This window comes from Polaribacter vadi, from assembly GCF_001761365.1.
GTDB lineage: Bacteria > Bacteroidota > Bacteroidia > Flavobacteriales > Flavobacteriaceae > Polaribacter > Polaribacter vadi.
In genome coordinates, this window is the sequence record NZ_CP017477.1 from 1,924,618 (window position 1) to 1,949,794 (window position 25,177).

Here is a 25,177-nt window from a genome sequence, read left to right on the forward strand (position 1 = left end):
TACTTTACTATCTAAATAGAATTTTTGTTGTTCCATAGTTAGTCTCTGGACTAGTTACGTTTAATAACATCACTCCAGTTTTTACTTTAAAGTTAAAATCTAACTCGTTTTTACCAGCATTTAACGTAGCTTTCTGACTGTAAATAATTTTACCAGTAATATCTGATAATGTTACAGTTGCTTCTGTATCTGTTTCACTGAATAATAACAAGTTTACATTTCCTTGAGATGGGTTTGGATACGCCATAAACTCATTCTCAAACTTATCTATCTTATTTACAATTTGTCCTTCTACTGCAGTTTTTGCAAAACGAACATCTGAGATTTTTAAATCTAACTCATTTGTTTGTGCTTCTACTGGTAAGAAAGTAAATGTTAACGTTGTTAAATCTTCTGCTGTCATTTTATTTTGACTCGCACTTGATGTAAATATTTCAAAAGGAACATAATATGTTTGCTCTTCTTCAGAGAAATCTACCATTACTCTGTACTGTGCTTTCCAGTCTTGGATTGATGATTTAATTAAACCTAATTCCATTAAACCAGATCCTGTTGCTGTAAAAGCTACATAATTATACTCAGAGTAATCTGCTGAGATAGTTCCAGGTAATAATGATTTGTATACTGTTAAGTAATCATAATTACTAGTTGCTTTTATTTCAACATCTCTGTTGATTGCATACTCATCATCTTTATACTCTCTGTCGAAATTATTCCATACAAAGTAGTTTTTGATTTCTGTGTAACGCTTGTCAAAGTCTAAGCCCCAGTTTCCATCTGCATGATAAAATGCATCCTCTACTTCGTTATCTACTTTTACCAATCCATCATATTCATATCCATCTGCGATGTCTAATCGTAAACTTTGTTGAATCTCTGTGCTTAAAGAATTAGTTCTGTGCTTAATGTTATTGGCAGTCTCAGAATACAATTCTACCATAGATACTTCTGCAGTATTTCCTTCTTCTGTACTTCTTAACATCACAACTAATTCAGCTTTATCTCTATAAATTTTAGAAGCATACGTTTCTGGAACTTTCTGAATTTCTGTTTGTTTTACAGGAATAAAAGATTGTAAGTTATTTAAAACATCAGCAACTAACTTTTGAGTATCTGCTGGCTTTGTAGACCATACTTGAAAGTTATATACATCATTAAACTTGGTGTAATTATTTACATACCAGTTTGTTTGAATTGTATAGTTGGTATCATTATTGTTCTTAGCTGTTGCAAAAGAAATTGCATATTCAACAACACCATTTCTTTGTTTAATTCCTTGCATTAAGAAATTATACCCTTTTACTTGTACAGTCTGAATATTTAAAATTTCTGCTCCTCTTAAACGATCACAAGATGCTTTTGTATGATTGTAAACCTTATCAGTTGTTTTAATACCTAAAACAACACCTTTTGTTTCGCCATCTAAAGAGAAATCTACAGCTAACACTTCATCTGCTGTGGTGATATCTAAAATATCTGTTGGCGATGTTATATTCGCTACGTTTCCTGCTACTAATTCAGTTGGAAACATATCTAACATCGTTTGTCCTTTTCCTTGGTAAGGCTGAGCAGACTTCATTTTAGATTTATTGTACAAGTTTGCTTCCGACTTTACAAATACTGTTGGTACAGAATTTTTCTTTCTCCCTACATACAATTTAGTCAAGGCATCTCCTAAAGATTCTGATTCAATTCCTCCATCATTTCCTGTGTTAACACCTCCTGAAGAAACGCTATACCCAAAGTCTTGATCTAAATTAGTTTCTCCTAATGATAAAGAAACAGTACTTGTATTTGCAGTTCCTACTCCATCTGCATCAAATGTTGGAATTAAATCTGCAATTGTTTTACCAGATGGAATCCCTGAAGTTACAGTACTTAAATCTACAGTAATTGTATAAACGCCTGCTGGTAAATTATCAAATAAGTAGTTTCCATTTGCATCTGTTGTAGTTGTTGTATCATCAGCTGGATTACTTGGTGTTCCTGGGTCTAAAGTTACAGTAGCTCCTCCTAATCCGTTTTCTCCTGCATCTTTAAGTCCATCTCCATCTGTATCAAACCAAACTGTATCTCCAATAGAACCTAATCCAGAACTAGTCACTGTAAAAGTAACATCATCAGAAGTTGCAGCACAATCTCCATCTGCAGCAATTGTATAACGAATTGTTATATCTGTATCAGTGTTGATATCTGCTGGAGTATAAGTTGTTCCATTGATAACTCCTCCTCCAGAAACGATTGACCAAGTTCCTCCAATTGGAGCACCTGTTAATGTTTTTGTCTCTCCTTCAGTGATATCTGCTGTTGATGTTGTGTTATCAGCAACTACATCACAAACTGGTGTTACTGTAAAAGTAACATCATCAGAAGTTGCAGCACAATCTCCATCTGCAGCAATTGTATAACGAATTGTTACATCTGTATCAGTGTTGATATCTGCTGGAGTGTATGTTGTTCCTGAGATAGTTCCACCACCAGAAACAATTGACCAAGTTCCTCCAGCTGGAGCACCTATTAATGTTTTGGTTTCTCCTTCAGTAATATCTGCTGTTGATGTTGTATTATCAGCAACTACATCACAAACTGGGGTCACTGTAAAAGTAACATCATCAGAAGTTGCAGCACAATCTCCATCTGCAGCAATTGTATAACGAATTGTTACATCTGTATCAGTGTTGATATCTGCTGGAGTGTATGTTGTTCCATTGATGTTTCCTCCTCCAGAAACGATTGACCAAGTTCCTCCAGTTGGAGCACCTGTTAATGTTTTTGTGTCTCCTTCTGTAATATCAGCTGTTGATGTTGTGTTGTCAGCAACTACATTACAAACTGGTGTCACTGTAAAAGTAACATCATCAGAAGTTGCAGCACAATCTCCATCTGCAGCAATTGTATAACGAATTGTTACATCTGTATCAGTGTTGATATCTGCTGGAGTGTATGTTGTTCCTGAAATGTTTCCACCACCAGAAACGATTGACCAAGTTCCTCCAGTTGGAGCACCTGTTAATGTTTTTGTCTCTCCTTCAGTCATATCTGCTGTTGATGTTGTATTCTCAGCAACTACATCACAAACTGGGGTTACTGTAAAAGTAACATCATCAGAAGTTGCAGCACAATCTCCATCTGCAGCAATTGTATAACGAATTGTTACATCTGTATCAGTGTTGATATCAGCTGGAGTGTATGTTGTTCCTGAAATGTTTCCTCCTCCAGAAACGATTGACCAAGTTCCTCCAGTTGGAGCACCTGTTAATGTTTTTGTCTCTCCTTCTGTAATATCTGCTGTAGATGTTGTGTTGTCAGCAACTACATCACAAACTGGTGTTACTGTAAAAGTAACATCATCAGAAGTTGCAGCACAATCTCCATCTGCAGCAATCGTATAACGAATTACAACAGTTGTATCTGTGTTGATATCTGCTGGAGTGTATGTTGTTCCATTGATGTTTCCTCCTCCAGAAACAATTGACCAAGTTCCTCCAGTTGGAGCACCTGTTAATGTTTTGGTTTGTCCTTCTGTTATTGAAGCTGTTGATGTTGTATTATCAGCAACTACATTACATACTGGTGTTACTGTAAAAGTTACATCATCAGAAGTTGCAGCACAATCTCCATCTGCAGCAATCGTATAACGAATTACAACAGTAGTATCAGTGTTGATATCAGCTGGTGTATAAGTTGTTCCATTGATAGCTCCACCTCCAGAAACGATTGACCAAGTTCCTCCAGTTGGAGCACCTGTTAATGTTTTTGTCTCTCCTTCAGTGATATCTGCTGTTGATGTTGTATTGTCAGCAACTACATTACATACTGGTGTTACTGTAAAAGTTACATCATCAGAAGTTGCAGCACAATCTCCATCTGCAGCAATCGTATAACGAATTACAACAGTAGTATCAGTGTTGATATCAGCTGGTGTATAAGTTGTTCCATTGATAGCTCCACCTCCAGAAACGATTGACCAAGTTCCTCCAGTTGGAGCACCTGTTAATGTTTTTGTCTCTCCTTCAGTGATATCTGCTGTTGATGTTGTATTGTCAGCAACTACATTACATACTGGTGTTACTGTAAAAGTTACATCATCAAAAGTTGCAGCACAATCTCCATCTGCAGCAATCGTATAACGAATTACAACAGTTGTATCAGTATTGATATCAGCTGGTGTATAAGTTGTTCCATTGATGTTTCCACCACCAGAAACAATTGACCAAGTTCCTCCAGTTGGAGCTCCTGTTAATGTTTTTGTCTCTCCTTCTGTAATATCAGCTGTTGATGTTGTATTATCAGCAACTACATTACAAACTGGTGTTACTGTAAACGTAACATCATCAGAAGTTGCAGCACAATCTCCATCTGCAGCAATCGTGTAACGAATTACAACAGTTGTATCTGTATTGATATTGTCTGGTGTGTACGTTGTTCCATTGATGTTTCCACCACCAGAAACGATTGACCAAGTTCCTCCAGTTGGAGCGCCTGTTAATGTTTTTGTTTCTCCTTCAGTGATATCTGCTGTTGATGTTGTATTGTCAGCAACTACATCACACACTGGTGTTACTGTAAAAGTTACATCATCTGTTGTTGCAGCACAATCTCCATCTGCAGCAATTGTATAACGAATTACAACAGTTGTATCTGTATTGATATTGTCTGGTGCGTATGTTGTTCCATTGATGTTTCCACCACCAGAAACGATTGACCAAGTTCCTCCATTTGGAGCGCCTGTTAATGTTTTTGTCTGTCCTTCTGTTATTGAAGCTGTTGATGTTGTGTTATCAGCAACAGAGCAAACAGTTAAAGTTGCCGAATTTACCTCATAAATACAGTTGTTATTATCATGTGTAATTACAGAGTAATATACGCTACCATTTAAACCTGTAACATTGCTAATATTCAAAGTTGCAGATGTCGTATTAGAATAAACCCCTCCATTATTAATAATTGTACCACCATTATTTGGATCTCCTAAATACCATTTGTAATTTATACCTGAATTTGAGTTACCAGGAGTTCCGTAAACAGGAGTTCCTGTATTATAACTTGTTGCATTATCTGCTGTTGCTGTTACGTTAAAAGTAGCTGAATCTCCTTCAGATTTAGTTTCATTAGATGGAGTTGAAGTTACATTGATTTTGGTTGCTTTAACTTCATTACCAGTTATACCATTATATCCATTGGTTCCACCTGTAACTTTACCATAAGAATCATACCCTGTACCGTCTAAAATACCATCTGCAGGATTAGCATCAACACCTCCAGATTCTATAGCATCAGGACAGCCATCATTATCTGAGTCTAAATCTAAAGAGTTTGGGATACCATCATTATCGAAATCGCAATTACCAGATAAAATTGAAAAAGGTATTGTTGTTTTAGAAATATTTGAGCTTTTGTATGAAGCAGAAAGTACATGGTCTCCAGAATTTTCAAAAAATAAAATTGTAATTGAATGGTAACCTGCATTTAGAAAAATATCGCCCTCTTTTTCTGAATTAGAATGAAGTCCATCATTATTTACAACTTCAGTACCATTTATATATAATTTAGATCCATCATCAGAACTTGTATAAAAAGTATAGGTATTAGTTGCTGCTATATTAATATATCCTGTATATCTAATACTATAAGTAGTAACATCATTAGGTGTTGCTATTTGTTGAAGTGCAGTTACATTAAAATCAGAAACTGTTCCTGTTTTAATTGCTCCGCTTGTAGGTATGTTATCAGCCTTATTGTCATAAGGTAATGAATTATAAAATTCATAATTCAAAGAACCAGCACAATCAGTATTTTCATTTACATCTAATATCCCATCATTATCATCATCTAAATCACATATATTGTTAATACCATCTGCATCTGGGTCATTAGCAGTAACTACTCCAACAGTTGCACCATCTGTACAAGGATTTGAGACTACTGGAGTTACTGTGAAAATTACATAATCATAAGTCCAAGCACAATTTCCATTAGCAGGAATAGAGTACTTAATTTTAACTTCTGTATTTGTATTAATATCATCAGGAGTATAAGTGGTTCCATTAATAGTTCCACCACCATAAATAATTGACCAAGTTCCACCAGAAGGAGTTCCTGTTAAGGTTTTAGTTTCACTTTGAGTAATTGAAGCAGTAGATGTAGTATTGTCTGCAGTAAGACATACAGGAGTTACTGTAAAAGTTACATCATCAGTTGTAGCTGCACAAGAGCCATCAGCTGCGATTGTATATCTTATTTTTACAGTTGTGTTTGTGTTAATATTATCTGGAGTATACGTAGTTCCGTTTATAGTTCCACCACCAGAAACGATTGACCAAGTTCCTCCTGAAGGAGTACCTGATAATGTTTTTGTTTGTCCTTCAGTAATATCAGCTGTTGATGTTGTATTGTCAGCAGTATCACAACTAACACAATTAATTACTTCAATGGCATCTAATTCATAATCTGTATGATTTATATCTCCTTTATCGAATGCTACATATCTAAAACTAGAATTTGAGGTTACAGTTGTAGTAATAAAATTTTTAGAAGTAGTTTGAGGTCTTGTAGGATGATTTGTAAAACCAGAACTAGAAGAAGTAGATTCTGATAAATCTATATACGCTGTTCCTGATTCACTATTTCTTACACGCCAAGTAATTTTATATTGAGTTCCTGCAGGAAAAACATTATTAAAGTCTACAATTAATTGTTGGTTACTATTATGAATTTCTGCATAGCTTCCATCTGGAGCACCAGCAATATTATACTTACCTACTACACTATTTTGATTACTTTCATAAGAAGCATAAGTACTTGTACAATTAGAACCTGAACCAGAAGCAACTGTAACTGTATAGTCTGTAAAACATCCATCTATGTTTGTAAAAACTCTAATAATATATTGACCTCCACTATTGGGAGCGTTTGAAACTAAAGTTGTCGGTAATGAATTTGGAATTTTTGTTGCAGTTGCAATTGTAGTTGCCCCATTGTAACTTGAAGCATTTAATGAACTTACTCCATAATACTGAGCACCAGATGCAGATTCTAAAATAATTTCGCCATTATTATTTGTAGGTGCATTTGTACTTGTTGTAATTGATGGAGGAGTAGGACAACAGTTTGAAGAAGCATTTTCATTTAAAATAACCTCTGGCTGTCTATTACTATTTTGAGGAATTAACCAAATTACATTTGAAGCAGGAAGATAATTAGTATTAACCGCTTGTTTTAAGTCATTAACAGTATAAGTATTACCATCTCCTCCTACCCAAGAGTAATTATAACTACTTGTATCTAACCCATTTGTATAATGCCAAACAACAACAGCAATAGCTCTATAAAAATTAGAAGTAAGAGATGTTGAACTAGATGCAAAGCTAGGATATTTAATTACAGATAAAGTTCTTTGTACTTTATCTAAAATCTGAGCATCAGTATAATTATTATTCCCAAAATTAATATATGTAAGAGGTGTTAATGTTGTATTGAAAACATCATTTACTTTTGGAGCTTCACTTGGAAGATCTAAACAAAAAGAAGGTGTTCCGCTATTGTTTATAGTAGATCTAGAGATTCCCCAAGAACTTTCTTCTGTAATTAAAAGTGAACTTTCTGGAGAACAAACACTTGTCTTATTTGTAGAAGTATAAGCATCTAAACTTAAAACATTTCTCTTTGTTTTAGTTTTAGATGTAATTCCACTTGATTGCCTAATACTTGCTTTACCATTCGCATCATTAAAACTTTTACTCTCGTTTTGAGAATAAAAACTTACTGAGCTTAAAAAAGCAACGATAAGTAAGGTTGATAATTTGTTTAGGTTTAAACTTTTAAAAAGATTAAACTCTAGGGTTTGGTTTTTTGTAATTTTTTTCATGGCGTGAAAAAGTTTATAATTAGGGTTACAACTTTTATTCTCCTGGGAACAAGACTTAGAGGTTTTGGACTTAGGGAAAAAATTGTTGAAAGGTTGTTAATTATCCATCATTATTTTATTTTAGGTGAAATAAAATAATATAGAAATCTTAACTAAATACTATTATTATAGTATAGTTGATTTAAAAATAAATTGAGATTTGTTAAACAAATGGTCTAATGTTTTAAATACTGATAGTATCAGTAAATTTTGCAGTTTAGGGTGTACTTTTTTCCTCATTGAAAAAGTTTTAATTTAGGGTTAACAATTTTATTATTAAGAACAAAATTATAAAATTTTAGTCTTAGGGATACTTTTTTTCGATTAAGGACAGTATTCTTTCGGTAACTGACACCTCAAAAGATTAATTTGCTTACAAAAAATTAAATGAGGGTAAAATCATTGAGTCTCAGGGAGAAATCAATGAAATAAATAATTGATATAAGCCTACAAATTTAATACATTATTAATAACAAATAAAATAAATTTAACACAAAAGAAGTAAAATAAACCTATATCACACTTAAGATGTTAATTATCAATTAATTACGTTTTTAAAATATTTGTAAATTATTGGAAATCAGTCTATAAATATTTAAAATATGAACCATTTTTTTATAAAAATACAGCTAAAAAAATCTATAAACCATTCAAAATCAGTAGCGAAAAATCAAACTTAAATATAAATAGATAGCTTTGAATATAGTTAAATTTAATATTTTTAAATGATTAGTTTATCAACTTTAAAAAATAAAATTAATATTATTTCTGTCTGAAATAAACAGTAACAGGTACTCCAGAAAAATCATAAATTTCCCTTAATTTATTTTCTAAAAACCTTCTGTAAGGATCTCTTACATATTGAGGTAAATTACAGAAAAAAGCAAATTGCGGAGTTGCTGTAGGCAACTGCATACAATATTTAATTTTCACAAATTTCCCTTTAGTAGCTGGTGGTGGATAACTTTTAATGATGTCTAACATTACATCATTCAATTTACTTGTAGGTATTTTCTTTTTTCTCTTTTCAAAAACTTCTACAGCAGTTTCTATCGCTTTAAATAAACGTTGTTTTGTAAGTGCAGAAATAAAAATAATAGGCACATCTGTAAAAGGTTCAATTTGCTTTCTAACCATCGCTTCAAAATCTCTTAAAGTGTTGGTTTCTTTCTCAATTAAATCCCATTTATTAATTAAAATCACAATACCTTTTCTGTTTTTTTCTGCCAACCAAAATATATTTTGATCTTGGCCTTCAAAACCACGAGTGGCATCAACAACTAATATAATTACATCTGCATATTCTATAGAACGCACTGCACGCATTACAGAATAAAATTCTAAATCTTCTTTTACTTTTGATTTTTTTCGGATTCCAGCTGTATCAACCAAATTAAAATCGAAACCAAATCTGTTATATTTTGTATCGATAGAATCTCTTGTAGTTCCAGCGATATTGGTTACAATATTCCTATCTTTACCTATTAAAGAATTTATAAAAGATGATTTTCCAGCATTTGGTCGTCCAACAACCGCAAATCTTGGTAATTCTTCTTTATCTGCATCAAAAGGTTCTGGATCTGGCATTTCTGCAACCAAAGCATCTAATAAATCTCCAGTTCCACTTCCATTAATTGACGCAATTGTAAAATATTCGCCCAAACCAAGATTATAAAATTCTATAGCATCTGGCTCACGCATTGCGTTATCAACTTTATTAACAACTGTAAAAATTGGTTTTTTTACCTTGCGTAAAAGTTTAGCAACTTCAGCATCCATAGGTGTTATACCATCTTCTACATTTACTACAAAAACTATTAAATCTGCTTCTTCAATAGCAAGATTTACTTGTTTTCTTATTTCTCCTTCAAAAATATCATCAGAACCAGTAATGTAACCACCAGTATCTATCACCGAAAATTCTTTTCCATTCCAGTCAGATTTTCCATAATGCCTGTCTCTTGTAACTCCGCTAACAGAATCTACAATTGCTTCTCTTCTTTGAACCAGTCTATTAAAAAGTGTTGACTTTCCTACATTTGGTCTTCCTACAATGGCAACAATACTATTCATTTTGTGTTGATATTTTTTGCAAAGATACAATTTACTGTACGAAAAATAATTGTAAATTTAAACTGTTATTAAACTGATTTTAATGAGTGCAAAAATTAACCTTTTCATAGAGAAAAGAAATAGTGAAATTTCTTTAAGACCTCGATTTACAATTGAGTTAAAAGAAAAGAAACAAGAGGTTTTAAATCGTTTTGCAGATGAGTTTAAAAAAGAAACCACAAAATTTAGTGGTAGTTTTGTTGATGGACATCTTTTTATTTCTGTTTCTAAGAAAGATGAGCATTTTTGGTCACCTCAATTGCATTTAGAAATAGTAGAAGAATCTGATAATACAGCAACCTTAAAAGGATTATTTGGACCAAAACCACAGGTTTGGACACTCTTTATGTTTATTCATTTTATAATAGGATGTTCTTTTTTAGCGTTTTGTGTAGTTTTATACACAAGAATTTCTTTAAATGAATCTATCTTTTTTCCAATTATTATGATGATAGTTTTGCCTTTTATTTGGATTGTTCTTTATATGTTAGGAAAAATAGGCAAAGACACAGGAAAAAATCAAATGAAGAATTTGCACGATTTTATGATAAATACAATCAATTCTTAATCTAATTTTCAGAGACTTACAATTAAAATTCCTCGTAAGAAAAGGTTGTTTTTTAGGGTGTTTTCCCCCTTTTTTGTTAAATCTTATGATTTTATAATAGCAAATTATATAGCACCTCTTAAAACACAAAAAACTGATATAGAGGTATTTAAATTTATTTTTTTATTTTATTTTTGATATAATTTTATAGAATTGTTTTTTGTTGCGTATTTTTCTAATTTTATTTTCGTTATTTTTGAATATCAAACTAATAGTATTTAAAATATTATTCTATCCCCCCAAAAGCTATTTCCCTCGAATTTTTTAAGCTCTGAGCATATATATTTTAAGTATTTAAAACCTACTTATGAAACTATATTTACTCCCAATCTTTTTATTTTTCTTTACAAATCTTTTATTTTCTCAAGAAAATATAGCTACTTCTGGAGGTAATGCTACTGGTTCAGGATCTTCTAGCTATACTATTGGTCAGCTGTTTACAGCCACAAATGTTTCAAATAGCGGTTCTGTATTACAAGGAATTCAGCAAAGCATAGAGTTGTTTACGTTAGCAAATCCAAATGTAAAATCTTTTGCTTTAGAAGCAATTACATTTCCAAATCCGACAAAGGATAATATCATTTTATCTATTTCAAATACTGAAATTGAAAAACTTGTTTTTTCAATTTTCGATATTCATGGAAGGTTATTAAAAAAAGAGAACATACATACAAAACTGACTACTATCAATATAAAAAACTTTCCAACTGGTATTTACTTGCTTAAAGTTCATCACCATAAAAAACAATTGAAAGTATTTAAAATTATAAAAAACTAACTATGAAAAGAATATTACTAATTTTAGCGCTTACTTTTACTACGATTGGGTTTTCACAAACACCAGAAAAAATGAGTTATCAAGCCATTATAAGAGATGCAAATGATAACCTGTTGAGTAATAAATCTATTGGCTTACAAATAAGCATTTTACAAAACACAGCTACAGGAAAAACAGTCTATTTAGAAACACACACACCAACAACTAATATTAATGGCTTAATTACCATAGAAATAGGAACTGGATTTGTAGTATCTGGTGTTTTTTCTCAAATAGATTGGAGCTCAGGAAATTATTTTATAAAATCTGAAACAGATCCTTTAGGAGGAACAGATTATTCAATTTCTGGCACTAGCCAACTCTTGAGTGTTCCTTATGCATTACATGCAAAAACGGCAGAAAATTTTTCAGCATACAAAATAGGTGATGCTGCACATGGAGGAATAGTTTTTTGGGTTGATGAAAGTGGGCAACATGGTTTGGTATTTTCAGCTAATGAAATATCAGATGCTACAAAATGGTTTGCAGGCACATTTGGTTCCACTCAAGCAAAAGGTAATGGAGTTGGTGCTGGTAAAGCAAACTCTAGTATCATAATTTCATCGCATGTTTTTCTTGGTGATGATGGTGAGCTTTATGCTGCCAGATTGTGTAATGAACTTGAAGTTGTGTCAAATAATGTAATTTATGGAGATTGGTATTTGCCTAGTGTTTTCGAACTAAAATTAATGTCTCTAAATGTGGCTACTTTAAATGCTACAACTACTTCTATAAGTGGAGACAATTTATCAAATAACTTTTATTGGAGTTCTACAGAGGCATCAAATAGTATGTCTAAAATTGTAAACCCAACTAACGGTCAAGAATCTAGTGTTTTAAAAGGTAGCTTAAATAGGGTTAGAGCTGTAAGAACATTTTAATTTTTAACAATTTACCAAATGGATAAAATTAAAACTGTACTTATAGATACTGATGAATCTTTTTTAAGAAGATTAAACAGCTTACTTGCAAACTTTAAAGAAGTCGAAGTTATTGGTGCTTTTGAAAACGCAAACGAAGGATTAGACTTTATACTAAAAAATGAACCAGATTTAGCTTTTGTACAAATTGAAATGCCAAATCTTTCTGGTTTAGAAATTGCAGAAGAAATTAGCAAAAGAGAAACCAATGTAAAAATAATATTAGTTTCTGAACATTCTCATTATGCTGTTAAAGCTTTAAAAGTAATGGTTTTCGATTATCTTCTAAAACCTATTTCTATTGATGAATTAAAAACTTCTCTACAACGTTTCAACATAAAATATAAAATAAACTTAAACAATAGAGAGCTGCAAATTATTAGAGAAATGTCGAACGGATTAAGTAGTCAAAATATTGGTGAAAAACTATGCATTAGTAGGCATACAGTAGATACATATAGAAGAAGTATTTTAGAAAAAACAGCATGTCAAAATACAGCGCAATTAATTAAGTTCTCCTTAAAAAGCGGACTTATTTAAAAACTTAATTCGCTGAATTGTAGCATATAACCGATAATTTACTCATTAATGAGGTTGAATAGTATCAATTGTGATGATGGTTTAACTTAAGGTAAATAGTATTTTTGTAGACTAAAGTATTTTGGAATTTTTGTTTTTAATAGTTAAAAAGAATGCGTTAGATTCTAATAATTATGATTAATATCAAATTTATTTTAGTTAAAATATTTTTTATTCAATAAGAAAATATTTTTTTTACTCCCCTTCAAAAAAGTACACCCCCAAAAAAATTAAACAAACATTACTCCCCTAAAATAATGTGATATACTGCAATTGCAGTTATAAATATATAATAAAGTTTTTTAAAACACCTAACTACGATAGCTATGAAAAGACAATTACTATTTATTTTAGTATGCTTATTTGTATTAAACTACACTTCAGCTGAAATTCCATTTAACGATTTTAACTTTGCACCAACAGATATAATATTATCTTCAGAAGCTATAAATGAGAACAAATCCTCAGGAACAACAGTAGGTACGTTATCATCTACAGATGCGGATTTTGGAGATACATTTACCTATACTTTAGTTGCTGGAATAGGAGATGCAGACAATGCATCTTTTTCCATTTCAGGTTCAGACTTATTAAGTGCTGCAAGTTTTAATCATGAAATGAAAGATTCTTATTCTATAAGAGTTAGAACTACAGATGCTAATGGCTTATGGTACGAAGAAGAGTTTACCATTACAGTAAATGATATTAATGAAATACCTACAGACAGTGCGTTGACATCAACAAATATAAATGAGAATGAATCTTCAGGAACTACAGTGGGTGCTTTATCAACTACAGATGTAGATGATGGAGATACGTTTACCTATACTTTGGTTGCTGGAACAGGCGATACAAACAATGCATCTTTTTCCATTTTAGGTTCTGACTTATTAAGTGGAGCAAGTTTTAATCATGAAATTAAGGATTCTTATTCCATAAGAATACAAACTACAGATGCAAATGGTTTATCTTATGCTCAAGGCTTTATCATTACAGTAAATGATGTTAACGAAATACCAACAGATATCGCATTATCATCAACGGATATAAATGAGAATGAATCTTCAGGAACAACAGTAGGTACATTATCAACTACAGATGTAGATGATGGAGATACATCTACCTATACGTTAGTTGCTGGAGCAGGAGATACAAATAATGGATCTTTCTCTATTTCAGGTTCAAGCTTATTAAGTGGGGCAAGTTTTGATTATGAAATTAAAGATTCTTATTCCATAAGAATAAGAACTACAGATGCTAATGGCTTATCGTATGATGAAACCTTTACCATTAATGTAAATGATGTTAATGATACACCAACAGATATGGTATTATCATTAACAAATATTGATGAAAATGAAGCATCAGGAACAACAATAGGTGCTTTATCGACTACAGATGCAGACGCTGTGGATTCTTTTACATATACTTTGGTGACTGGAACAGGAGATACAGATAATGGATCCTTTTCTATTTCAGGTTCAGATTTATTAAGTGCTGCTATTTTTGATTATGAAACTCAAGATTCTTATTCTATAAGAGTGAGAACTACAGATGATAATGGTTTATTTTATGAGGAAACCTTTACCATTACAGTAAATGACATAAATGAAATACCTACAGACAGTGCATTATCATCAACAAATATAGATGAGAATGAATCTTCAGGAACAACAGTGGGTGCTTTATCAACTACAGATGTGGATGATGGAGATACATTTACCTATACCTTGGTTGCTGGAACAGGAGGTACAGACAATGCATCTTTTTCCATTTCAGGTGCAGATTTATTGAGTATTCCTATTTTTGATCATGAAACGAAAGATTCTTACGCTATAAGAGTGAGAACTACAGATAATAATGGTTTATTTTATGAGAAAACCTTTACTATTACAGTAAATGATATTAATGAAACACCAACAGATAGTGCTTTGTCATCAACAGATATTGATGAGAATGAAGCATCAGGAACAACAGTAGGTGCTTTATCAACAACGGATATAGATGATGGAGATACATTTACCTATACTTTAGTTGCTGGAACAGGAGATACAAATAATGGATCTTTCTCTATTTCAGGTTCAAACTTATTAAGTGGAGCAAGTTTTAATCATGAAACGAAAGATTCCTATTCAGTAAGAGTACAAACTACAGATTCAAATGGTTTATCATATGCCCAAAGCTTTATCATTATAATAAATGATATTAATGAAACATCAACAGATATTGCATTATCATCATCAGATATAGATGAGAATGAAGCATCAGGAACAACAGTAGGCGATCTATCAACTACAGATGAAGATGATGGAGATACATTTACCTATACTTTAGTTGCTGGAACAGGAGATACAAATAATGGATCTTTCTCTATTTCAGGTTCAAACTTATTAAGTGGAGCAAGTTTTAATCATGAAACGAAAGATTCTTATTCCATAAGAGTAAGATCTACAGATGTTAATGGCTTATGGTATGAAGAAGCATTTACCATTACAGTAAATAATGTTAATGAAACACCAGCAGATATGGTATTATCATCAACAGATATAAATGAGAATGAATCTTCAGGAACTACAGTAGGTGCTTTATCAACTACAGATATAGATAATGGAGATACATTTACCTATACTTTGGTTGCTGGGACAGGAGATACAGACAATGCATCTTTTTCTATTTCAAGTTCAAATTTATTGAGTGATGCTATTTTTGATCATGAAATTCAAGATTCTTATTCTATAAGAGTGAGAACTACAGATACTAATGGTTTATCATATGATGAAAGCTTTACCATTACAATAAATGACATTAATGAAACACCAACAGATATTATATTATCCTCAACAGAAATAGATGATGATCAAGTTTCAGGAACAACAGTAGGTACTTTATCAACTGCAGATGTAGATGATGGTGATACTTTTACATATACTTTAGTATCTGGAACTGGAGATACAGATAATGGATTATTTAACATTACAGCTAACGGTTTATTAAGTGCAACTGCTTTTGACTATAATGCGAAATCTACTTATTCAATTCGAGTAAGAACCACAGACAGTGGTATTTTAACTTTTGATAAAGAATTTACGATTACAATAAACGATAAAACTTCTCCTGTTATTTCAAATGTCAGAATGTCTACAAGTAATACTAATGTAGCATTTGCCAAAGTTGGAGACGTAATTACCTTAAGTTTTGATTCGGATGAAACAATAAATGCACCAACAGTATTTATTGCTAGTGAGCCTGCAAGCGTTTCAAATCCTTCAGGAAATAGTTGGATAGCTACATTAACGGTTGGGCTGGCTTCAATAGAAGGGCTTGCTGCTTTTAATATTTCAAATATATCAGATGATGATAACAATGCAGCTTTAGATGTTGCTATATTATCTTCTGGTAATGCTATTGAAATAGATAGAACAGCACCAACAGGATATGGAGTTTCAAGTGTTTTAGATCCTGTAAATATAGATAACCAAACAGCATTTACTTTTAATATTACAGGTTTAGAAAATACATCTACTTATAATTGGACAGTTACAGATGTTAACAACGCTTCAGTATCAGGTAATGGCTCAACAAATGGAGCTAATCCAATTTCTATTAGCACAAATGTTTCAAGTTTAGCTGATGGTGCACTTACAGTTACAGTATCTTCAACAGATGCTGCTGGGAATTTAGGATTGAATGAGACAGGAAATTCAGATAAAAATACAGTAAGGCCAGTAATCACTTTATTAGGTGATAATCCACAGATAATAGATGTAAATACAGTTTATGTAGAATTAGGAGCTACAGCAAATGATGATATAGATGGTGATATAACTGGAACAATAAATATTAATTCAAGTGCTATAAACTTAACGGTTGTGGGTTGTTATCCAATAATATATACTGTACTAGATTCTCATGGTAATTCAGGACAAGAAACAAGAATTGTATTTGTATTAGATCCTGGAAAACCCTGGGCAAAAAATGATTCATATACTGTAAATGAAAACAGTCAAAACAATATGCTTGCTATTATAGGGAATGATAGTTATGGAACAAATGGTCCAAATCCAAATCACCCAATAGCAATATCAGGAGCTTATACTGATAATGGAGCTAAGATTGATTTAGTAGGTAATCAAATTCAGTATACTCCAAGAACAAACTTTACAGGAGTTGATTCATTTAGTTATACAATTACAGATGATAATGGAAATGGTAGTGGAGATGGAGCTTCAGCGACAGTAACTGTAACAGTAACAGCAGCCACTGTAAATATTTCAGCAGTAGCAGATACAGCAAATGCAGTTCAAGGAAGTAATGATGTAGTTGTTATCGATGTTTTAGCTAATGATACTTATGGTTCAGCAGCAGCACATGCAACTGAGTCATTAACATTACCTTCATTAACAAGTACACAAGGCGCAACTTTATCAGTAGTAAATGGAACTATTGGTTATGTAGCGTCAGCACTTTTTGCAGGACCAACAGACACCTTTAATTATACAATTAAAGATGTAAACAATGTAACGTCAACGGCTACAGTAACAGTAACAATAGGCGCAGCAGATTCAGTAAATGGAGTTCCTTCAGCTAAATCAGATTCATTCTCAGTAGTTCAAAATACGATGACATCCTTAGCTATTTTGGCAAACAATGGATCAGGAGTAGATACTTATGGTACAGATGGAGCCCATCCAACAGGAGCATTAACTTTTATCAATGGAACAACTTCATCTAAGAGTGTTAAGCAAATAGAAAGTGGAAATGTTGCAAACAATATTATTGTTAATGGAACTGAGATAGAATATACACCAGTAACAGGATTTACAGGATCAGATAGTTTTTATTACATGATTACTGATGGTAGTGGAGATACTTCAATAGCTCAAGTTATGATCACAGTAACAGAGGTAGCATCACCAACCGCAAATGATGATGCAGCAACTGTAGCTGCAGGAACTTTAGTAGCAAAAACGATTGATGTATTAGCAAATGATAGTTTTGGATCAGATGGTCCAGGAGTTACACCATTAGCAATTACCAATGTAAATGGAAGTACATCTACACTAAATATAGTTGATAGTAAAGTAACTTATATTCCAGATGCAGCATTAGTAGATGGAGACACAGAGACTATTGAATACACCATAACTGATGGTAGTGGAGATACTACAACAGCAGAAATCACAATCACTATAGGAGCTGGAACAAGCACAAACGATACACCAACTGCAAAAGATGATGCAGTAACAGTAGCACAGAATAGTATGGATAATGTGATTAGTATTTTATTAAATAATGGAAATGGAGCAGATGATTATGGAATAGATTTAGCAAATGCAAATCATCCAATATCATTATCAGCATTTTTCACGGATAATGGAGGTGAATTAGAATTAGTTGGAGAAACTGTATTGTATACGCCAAGAACAAACTTTACAGGAGTAGATACCTTTGGCTATATAATTACTGATGGCAGTGGAGATGGAGCTTCAGCGACAGTAACTGTAACAGTAACAGCAGCCACTGTAAATATTTCAGCAGTAGCAGATACAGCAAATGCAGTTCAAGGAAGTAATGATGTAGTTGTTATCGATGTTTTAGCTAATGATACTTATGGTTCAGCAGCAGCACATGCAACTGAGTCATTAACATTACCTTCATTAACAAGTACACAAGGCGCAACTTTATCAGTAGTAAATGGAACTATTGGTTATGTAGCGTCAGCACTTTTTGCAGGACCAACAGACACCTTTAATTATACAATTAAAGATGTAAACAATGTAACGTCAACGGCTACAGTAACAGTAACAATAGGCGCAGCAGATTCAGTAAATGGAGTTCCTTCAGCTAAATCAGATTCATTCTCAGTAGTTCAAAATACGATGACATCCTTAGCTATTTTGGCAAACAATGGATCAGGAGTAGATACTTATGGTACAGATGGAGCCCATCCAACAGGAGCATTAACTTTTATCAATGGAACAACTTCATCTAAGAGTGTTAAGCAAATAGAAAGTGGAAATGTTGCAAACAATATTATTGTTAATGGAACTGAGATAGAATATACACCAGTAACAGGATTTACAGGATCAGATAGTTTTTATTACATGATTACTGATGGTAGTGGAGATACTTCAATAGCTCAAGTTATGATTACAGTAACAGAGGTAGCATCTCCAACCGCAAATGATGATGCAGCAACTGTAGCTGCAGGAACTTTAGTTACAACAACAATTGATGTACTGGCAAATGATAGTTTCGGATCAGATGGTCCAGGAGTTACTCCTTTAGCAATTACGAATGTAAACGGAAGTACCTCTACACTAAATATAGTTGATAGTAAAGTAACTTATATTCCAGATGCAACATTAGTAGATGGAGACACAGAGACTATTGAATATACCATAACTGATGGAAGTGGAGATACTACAACAGCAGAAATCACAATCACTATAGGAGCTGGAACAAGCACAAACGATACACCAACTGCAAAAGATGATGCAGTAACAGTAGCACAGAATAGTATCGATAATGTGATTAGTATTTTATTAAATAATGGAAATGGAGCTGATGATTATGGAATAGATTTAGCAAATGCAAATCATCCAATATCATTATCAGCATTTTTCACGGATAATGGAGGTGAATTAGAATTAGTTGGAGAAACTGTATTGTATACGCCAAGAACAAACTTTACAGGAGTAGATACCTTTGGTTATATAATTACTGATGGCAGTGGAGATGGAGCTTCAGCGACAGTAACTGTAACAGTAACAGCAGCCACTGTAAATATTTCAGCAGTAGCAGATACAGCAAATGCAGTTCAAGGAAGTAATGATGTCGTTGTTATCGATGTTTTAGCTAATGATACTTATGGTTCAGCAGCAGCACATGCAACTGAGTCGTTAACATTGCCTTCATTAACAAGTACACAAGGCGCAACTTTATCAGTAGTAAATGGAACTATTGGTTATGTAGCGTCAGCACTTTTTGCAGGACCAACAGACACCTTTGATTATACAATTAAAGATGTAAACAATGTAACGTCAACGGCTACAGTAACAGTAACAATAGGCGCAGCAGATTCAGTAAATGGAGTTCCTTCAGCTAAATCAGATTCATTCTCAGTAGTTCAAAATACGATGACATCCTTAGCTATTTTGGCAAACAATGGATCTGGGGTAGATACTTATGGTACAGATGGAGCGCATCCAACAGGAGCATTAACTTTTATCAATGGAACAACTTCATCTAAGAGTGTTAAGCAAATAGAAAGTGGAAATGCTGCAAACAATATTATTGTTAATGGAACTGAGATAGAATATACACCAGTAACAGGATTTACAGGATCAGATAGTTTTTATTACATGATTACTGATGGTAGTGGAGACACTTCAATAGCTCAAGTTATGATCACAGTAACAGAGGTAGCATCACCAACCGCAAATGATGATGCAGCAACTGTAGCTGCAGGAACTTTAGTAGCAAAAACGATTGATGTATTGGCTAATGATAGTTTTGGATCAGATGGTCCTGGAGTTACACCATTAGCAATTACGAATGTAAATGGAAGTACATCTACACTAAATATAGTTGATAGTAAAGTAACTTATATTCCAGATGCTGCATTAGTAGATGGAGACACAGAGACTATTGAATATACCATAACTGATGGTAGTGGAGATACTACAACAGCAGAAATCACAATCACCATAGGAGCTGGAACAAATACTAACGATACGCCAACTGCAAAAGATGATGCAGTAACAGTTCTTAGAAACAGTACAAACAATGATATCTTTATCTTATTGGATAATGGAAATGGAGCAGATGATTATGGAGCAGATTTAGCAAATCCAAATCATCCAATATCACCATTACCTGGAGCAACAGATATAGGAGGAACATTAGTATTAGATGGTAACAAAGTAGTTTATACACCAAAATTAAACTTTACAGGAGTAGATACTTTTAACTATACGATTACAGATGGAAATGGAGATTCAGATACAGCAACTGTAACTATAACTGTTGCAGTAGCTAAAAACTCAACAGATGACTTTAATAGTTCTCAAATTAAAGAATTACAAGTATCACCAAATCCAACAAGTGGGAACATAAATGTAAGACTATATTGTGCTAAAGCAGCACAAGCAACTATAGTACTATTTGATTTAACAGGTAAAGTAGTTTATAAAAGTAAACAAGATCTTACAGAAGGAAATAATACATTGAACTTCGATGTAATTTCTAAATCAGGTATTTTATTATTAAAAGTATACACTGATAAAACAAATTTTGGAACTAAAAAGATAATTTTTAAATAAATCAATATTTTTATAAAAAGAAAAAAGTGAAGTTTTAAAAAACTTCACTTTTTTTTTATTCTTAAATTCAAAGAATAGACACACTTTAAAGCAATCTATTAACTTTGATTGTAACCAAAGCGTTTCAACTGATTCTTATCACTTCTCCAGTTTTTATTAACTTTAACATACAATTCTATAAAAACTTTTTTATCAAAAAACTTCTCTAAGTCTTTTCTAGCTTCAGCACCAACTCTTTTTAAAGCACTTCCTTTATGACCGATAATGATTCCTTTTTGAGTTTCACGTTCTACCATAATTATAGAACGAATTCTAACAATATTTTCTTCCTCTACAAATTCTTCTGTTTCAACTTCTACAGAATATGGAATTTCTTTCTTATAATGCATTAGAATTTTTTCCCTGATTTTTTCATTTACAAAGAAACGTTCAGGTTTATCTGTTAATTGATCTTTAGGATAAAATGCAGGTCCTTCTGGTAAAAGTTCTTTTATTTTTTCAAAAACAGCAGAAACTCCAAACCCTTCTAAAGCAGAAATAACAAACACTTCTGCATTCGGCACTTTAGTTCTCCAATATTCAATTTTTTGTTCAACTTCTTCTTGAGAAGATTTATCAATTTTGTTTAATAGAAGAATAATAGGTATTTCACTATGAATAATTCTTTTAAAGAAAGCTTCGTTTTTTAACTCCATCTCCCCTACTTCAACCATGTAAATAAGAATATCGGCATCTTCAAAAGCAGATTTCACAAAATCCATCATAGAAGATTGCAACTCATAGGCAGGTTTTATAATTCCTGGAGTATCAGAAAATACAACCTGATAGTTATCTTCATTTACAATTCCTAAAATTCGATGCCTTGTTGTTTGTGCTTTTGGCGTTATAATGGAGAGTTTTTCGCCCACCAAAGCATTCATCAAAGTAGATTTACCTACGTTAGGATTTCCTATAATATTTACAAAACCAGCTTTATGTATCATATTACAAAGATAATTCCTTTTTACTTTTGTTTATATTTTAGAGTATTAAAAAATAATTAAAATAAAGCTTGGAAAATAGTTTCATTGTTTTGTATCTTTGCAGTCCAATAATTTAAGCGAAATTATGAATCGCAAAGTTAATAGCTAAATTTAAATAATTGGAACCCAAATCGCGGGATAGAGCAGTAGGTAGCTCGTCGGGCTCATAACCCGAAGGTCACTGGTTCGAGTCCAGTTCCCGCTACAAAATAAAAGTCAAAACTTAATTGTTTTGACTTTTTTGTTTTTAAAATATACTCATAATACAATTACAACTTCGTATTAATTAAATATTTAAGACTAAAAAAAATAGTATTTAGTTTCATAACTTTGATTTTCGTACTCTTTTTTTTAATAATTTAGCGTAAACTAAGCTTCTATTTTACTCGCCATAAAAGAGTTAGTTGAAACTTTAATAACATTAACAACTATGTTATTTATTATAAAGAATCGCTTTTATGAAATTTAATGTTTTCGAAATTTTAAAGAAGAAATTAAAAAAAAGTATTTCCTATATAAAAAAACATCCATTTAAAAGTATATTTTACCTAATTGCTCTTGTTATCTGTTCTGCAATTTTGTTAATAACACTTACTTACGCAGGTGTTTTTGGTAAATTACCTACAAAGGATTTCTTACTGCAACTTAAAACACCACTTACATCTACACTTTACGCCAGCAATAAAGAACAAATTGGTTTTTACTACCTTCAAAATAGATCGAATATAGATAGTACAGAAATACCAAAAGCCTTAAAAGATGCTTTAATTGCAACTGAAGATAATAGGTTTTACGAACACAATGGAGTTGATTATAAAAGTTATGGCCGCGTTTTTATAAAATCGGTAATCTTGAGACAAAATGCAGGTGGTGGAAGCACTTTAACACAACAAGTAGCAAAAAACACATTTGGGAGAAAAAATCATTTTTTATTCTCTACACCTATCAATAAAATAAAAGAAATTTTTATTGCAAGAAAATTAGAGAAAATTTACACAAAAGATGAAATTTTATTATTGTATTTAAACACTGTAACTTTTGGAGAAAATATTTACGGAATAGAAAAAGCTGCGTTTCGTTTTTTTAACAAACCTCCAGCAAAATTATCAATTGCTGAATGCGCTACACTTGTAGGTTTGCTAAAAGCACCAACATTTTACAATCCTAGAAGAAACCCTGAACGTGCAACAAAAAGAAGAAATGTGGTACTGCAACAAATGGTTAAATATAATTATTTATCTATTGATGAGCAACAAAAAGCACAGACACCCTTAAAATTAAATTACCAAGAACCTAAAAAATTATCATCATTAAATTCTTATTTTAAAGAATATATAAATACTGAATTTAATACTTGGGCAAAAGAAAACCCAGCAAAAGATGGGCATATTTATAATTTAGAAACAGATGGTTTAAAAATATATTCCACCTTAAATAGTTCTGTACAAAAATCGAGCGAAAAAGCGATGTTAAGACAAATGATAAATCTTCAGAAATTGATGGATTTACATTGGGAAGCTCTAAGTACAGAAGGTGGAAAAGAAGCCTTGCTCAAAAAATTGCTTTATCAAACAAATAGTGTAAAAAAATGGAAATCTGAAGGTAAAAGTGATGTTGAAATAGACCGACTTTCATCAGAAAAAAAACAACGAAAACATTATACGCTTCCTTCAGGAAATGATCAAAAATTACAATCTTTAAAAGATTCTATTGCAACAGCTATTAACAGATTGCACACTGGCTTACTTACAATTAACAGCCAAAATGGAAAAATCTTGGGCTATGTTGCAGGTATCGATTATGGTATGAGTCAAAAAGATAATATTTTAGAGAAAAAACAAGTAGGCTCTACTTTTAAGCCTATAACCTATTTAGCAGCACTCGAAAAAGGTAAAAATCCTTGTGATTTTTATGACAATAACTTAAGAACTTATAAAGATTACGAAAACTGGCAACCAAGAAATTCGAGTGGAAAATATGGAGGAAGTTACACTATGCATGGTGCATTAGCAAACTCTGTAAACACAATTTCGGTTCGTATACAGATGGAGGTTGGTATAGAACCTGTTCAAAAATTGGCAGAAAAAATGGGAATTACAGCAACATTACCCAAAGTACCCTCTATTGTTTTGGGTACTGGAACTATTTCTCTTTTTGATATGGTTACTGCTTATGCAAGTATTTCAAATGGTGGCAAACGTATAAAACCTTATGCAATTGAGCGTATTGAAGATGATAAAGGAGCTATTTTATACCAAGCAAAACCAACATACAGCAATCGAGTTGCTAGTGAACAGAATGTAAAAAAATTACAACAAATGATGGGATCAGTTTTAACAGAAGGCACAGCTTCTCGCATTCAAAATTATGCGATTCCTATTAATTTAATTGGTAAAACAGGTACCACTCAAAACAATGGAGATGGTTGGTTTATTGCCTGTTCTCCAGAAATTGTGGTTGGTTCTTGGGTTGGTACTTTTGATAAAAGAGCGCAATTTAAAAGTACCAATATGGGTTCTGGAGCAAATACAGCATTACCAATGGTGGCATCAGTTTTTAAGGATTTAAGTCTTTGGAATAAAACTATGCTCACAAATTTTGAGTATGAAAAAACCTATTTTGATTGCCCTCCTTTTTTAGAAATGAATTCAGTAGATGCTGTGGAATATATAAAAACAGACAGTACCTTTATCAATCAACAAAAAATAAAAGATTCTATTTTTGAAAATTCCAAAATAATGACAGATTCAATTTTAGAAAATCAATAAATAAGAACGCTCGTAGATTTTTTATCTTATATATATTGATTAATTTTTTTTCAGATTTATCACTAATTTTAAAAAAAATAAAATAGAAAATATCACATATCATATTGAAAACTGTACTTAGT

9 protein-coding genes and 1 tRNA gene are annotated in these 25,177 nt (G+C 32.2%); 7 read left to right on the forward strand and 3 right to left on the reverse strand.

Going from position 1 to position 25,177, the window contains the following annotated elements:
• Positions 1-7: 7 nt before the first annotated feature.
• Together LPB03_RS08640 and der are read right to left on the reverse strand one after the other, a co-directional pair.
• Entirely contained in the window at positions 8-7,867 is a 7,860-nt protein-coding gene (locus LPB03_RS08640) for an SdrD B-like domain-containing protein (RefSeq protein WP_070239020.1), read from the reverse strand.
• 801 nt (positions 7,868-8,668) lie between these two features.
• A complete protein-coding gene (gene der, locus LPB03_RS08645; protein ID WP_065318514.1) occupies positions 8,669-9,979 on the reverse strand; it encodes a ribosome biogenesis GTPase Der in 1,311 nt (436 codons plus the stop codon).
• Positions 9,980-10,061: 82 nt separating this feature from the next.
• Between der and LPB03_RS08650 the strand changes: the two genes are divergently transcribed.
• The 5 genes from LPB03_RS08650 to LPB03_RS08670 all read left to right on the forward strand — a co-directional run bounded on the left by LPB03_RS08650 (position 10,062) and on the right by LPB03_RS08670 (position 21,265).
• Complete coding sequence (locus LPB03_RS08650; RefSeq protein WP_065318515.1) at positions 10,062-10,586, forward strand: DUF2207 domain-containing protein; 525 nt, start codon at positions 10,062-10,064, stop codon at positions 10,584-10,586.
• 346 nt (positions 10,587-10,932) lie between these two features.
• On the forward strand, positions 10,933-11,403 hold the full coding sequence (locus tag LPB03_RS08655) for a T9SS type A sorting domain-containing protein (protein WP_065318516.1): 471 nt from the start codon (positions 10,933-10,935) through the stop codon (positions 11,401-11,403).
• A 2-nt stretch (positions 11,404-11,405) separates the two neighbouring features.
• Positions 11,406-12,323, forward strand: a complete 918-nt coding sequence (locus LPB03_RS08660) for a DUF8740 domain-containing protein (RefSeq protein WP_065318517.1) — start codon at positions 11,406-11,408, stop codon at positions 12,321-12,323.
• An 18-nt stretch (positions 12,324-12,341) separates the two neighbouring features.
• Positions 12,342-12,902, forward strand: a complete 561-nt coding sequence (locus LPB03_RS08665; protein WP_065318518.1) for a response regulator transcription factor — start codon at positions 12,342-12,344, stop codon at positions 12,900-12,902.
• Positions 12,903-13,267: 365 nt separating this feature from the next.
• Positions 13,268-21,265, forward strand: a complete 7,998-nt coding sequence (locus tag LPB03_RS08670) for an Ig-like domain-containing protein (protein WP_070239021.1) — start codon at positions 13,268-13,270, stop codon at positions 21,263-21,265.
• Between the two features lie 98 nt (positions 21,266-21,363).
• Here the strand turns inward: LPB03_RS08670 and era are convergent, their stop codons facing one another.
• The gene (gene era / locus LPB03_RS08675) at positions 21,364-22,248 is read right to left on the reverse strand and encodes a GTPase Era (RefSeq protein ID WP_065317700.1); all 885 of its coding nucleotides are present in this window, start codon (positions 22,246-22,248) and stop codon (positions 21,364-21,366) included.
• A gap of 171 nt (positions 22,249-22,419) precedes the next feature.
• Between era and LPB03_RS08680 the strand changes: the two genes are divergently transcribed.
• A tRNA-Met gene (locus LPB03_RS08680) sits at positions 22,420-22,492 on the forward strand.
• Positions 22,493-22,745: 253 nt separating this feature from the next.
• Positions 22,746-25,055, forward strand: a complete 2,310-nt coding sequence (locus LPB03_RS08685) for a transglycosylase domain-containing protein (RefSeq protein WP_065317699.1) — start codon at positions 22,746-22,748, stop codon at positions 25,053-25,055.
• The last annotated feature ends 122 nt before the right edge of the window (positions 25,056-25,177 follow it).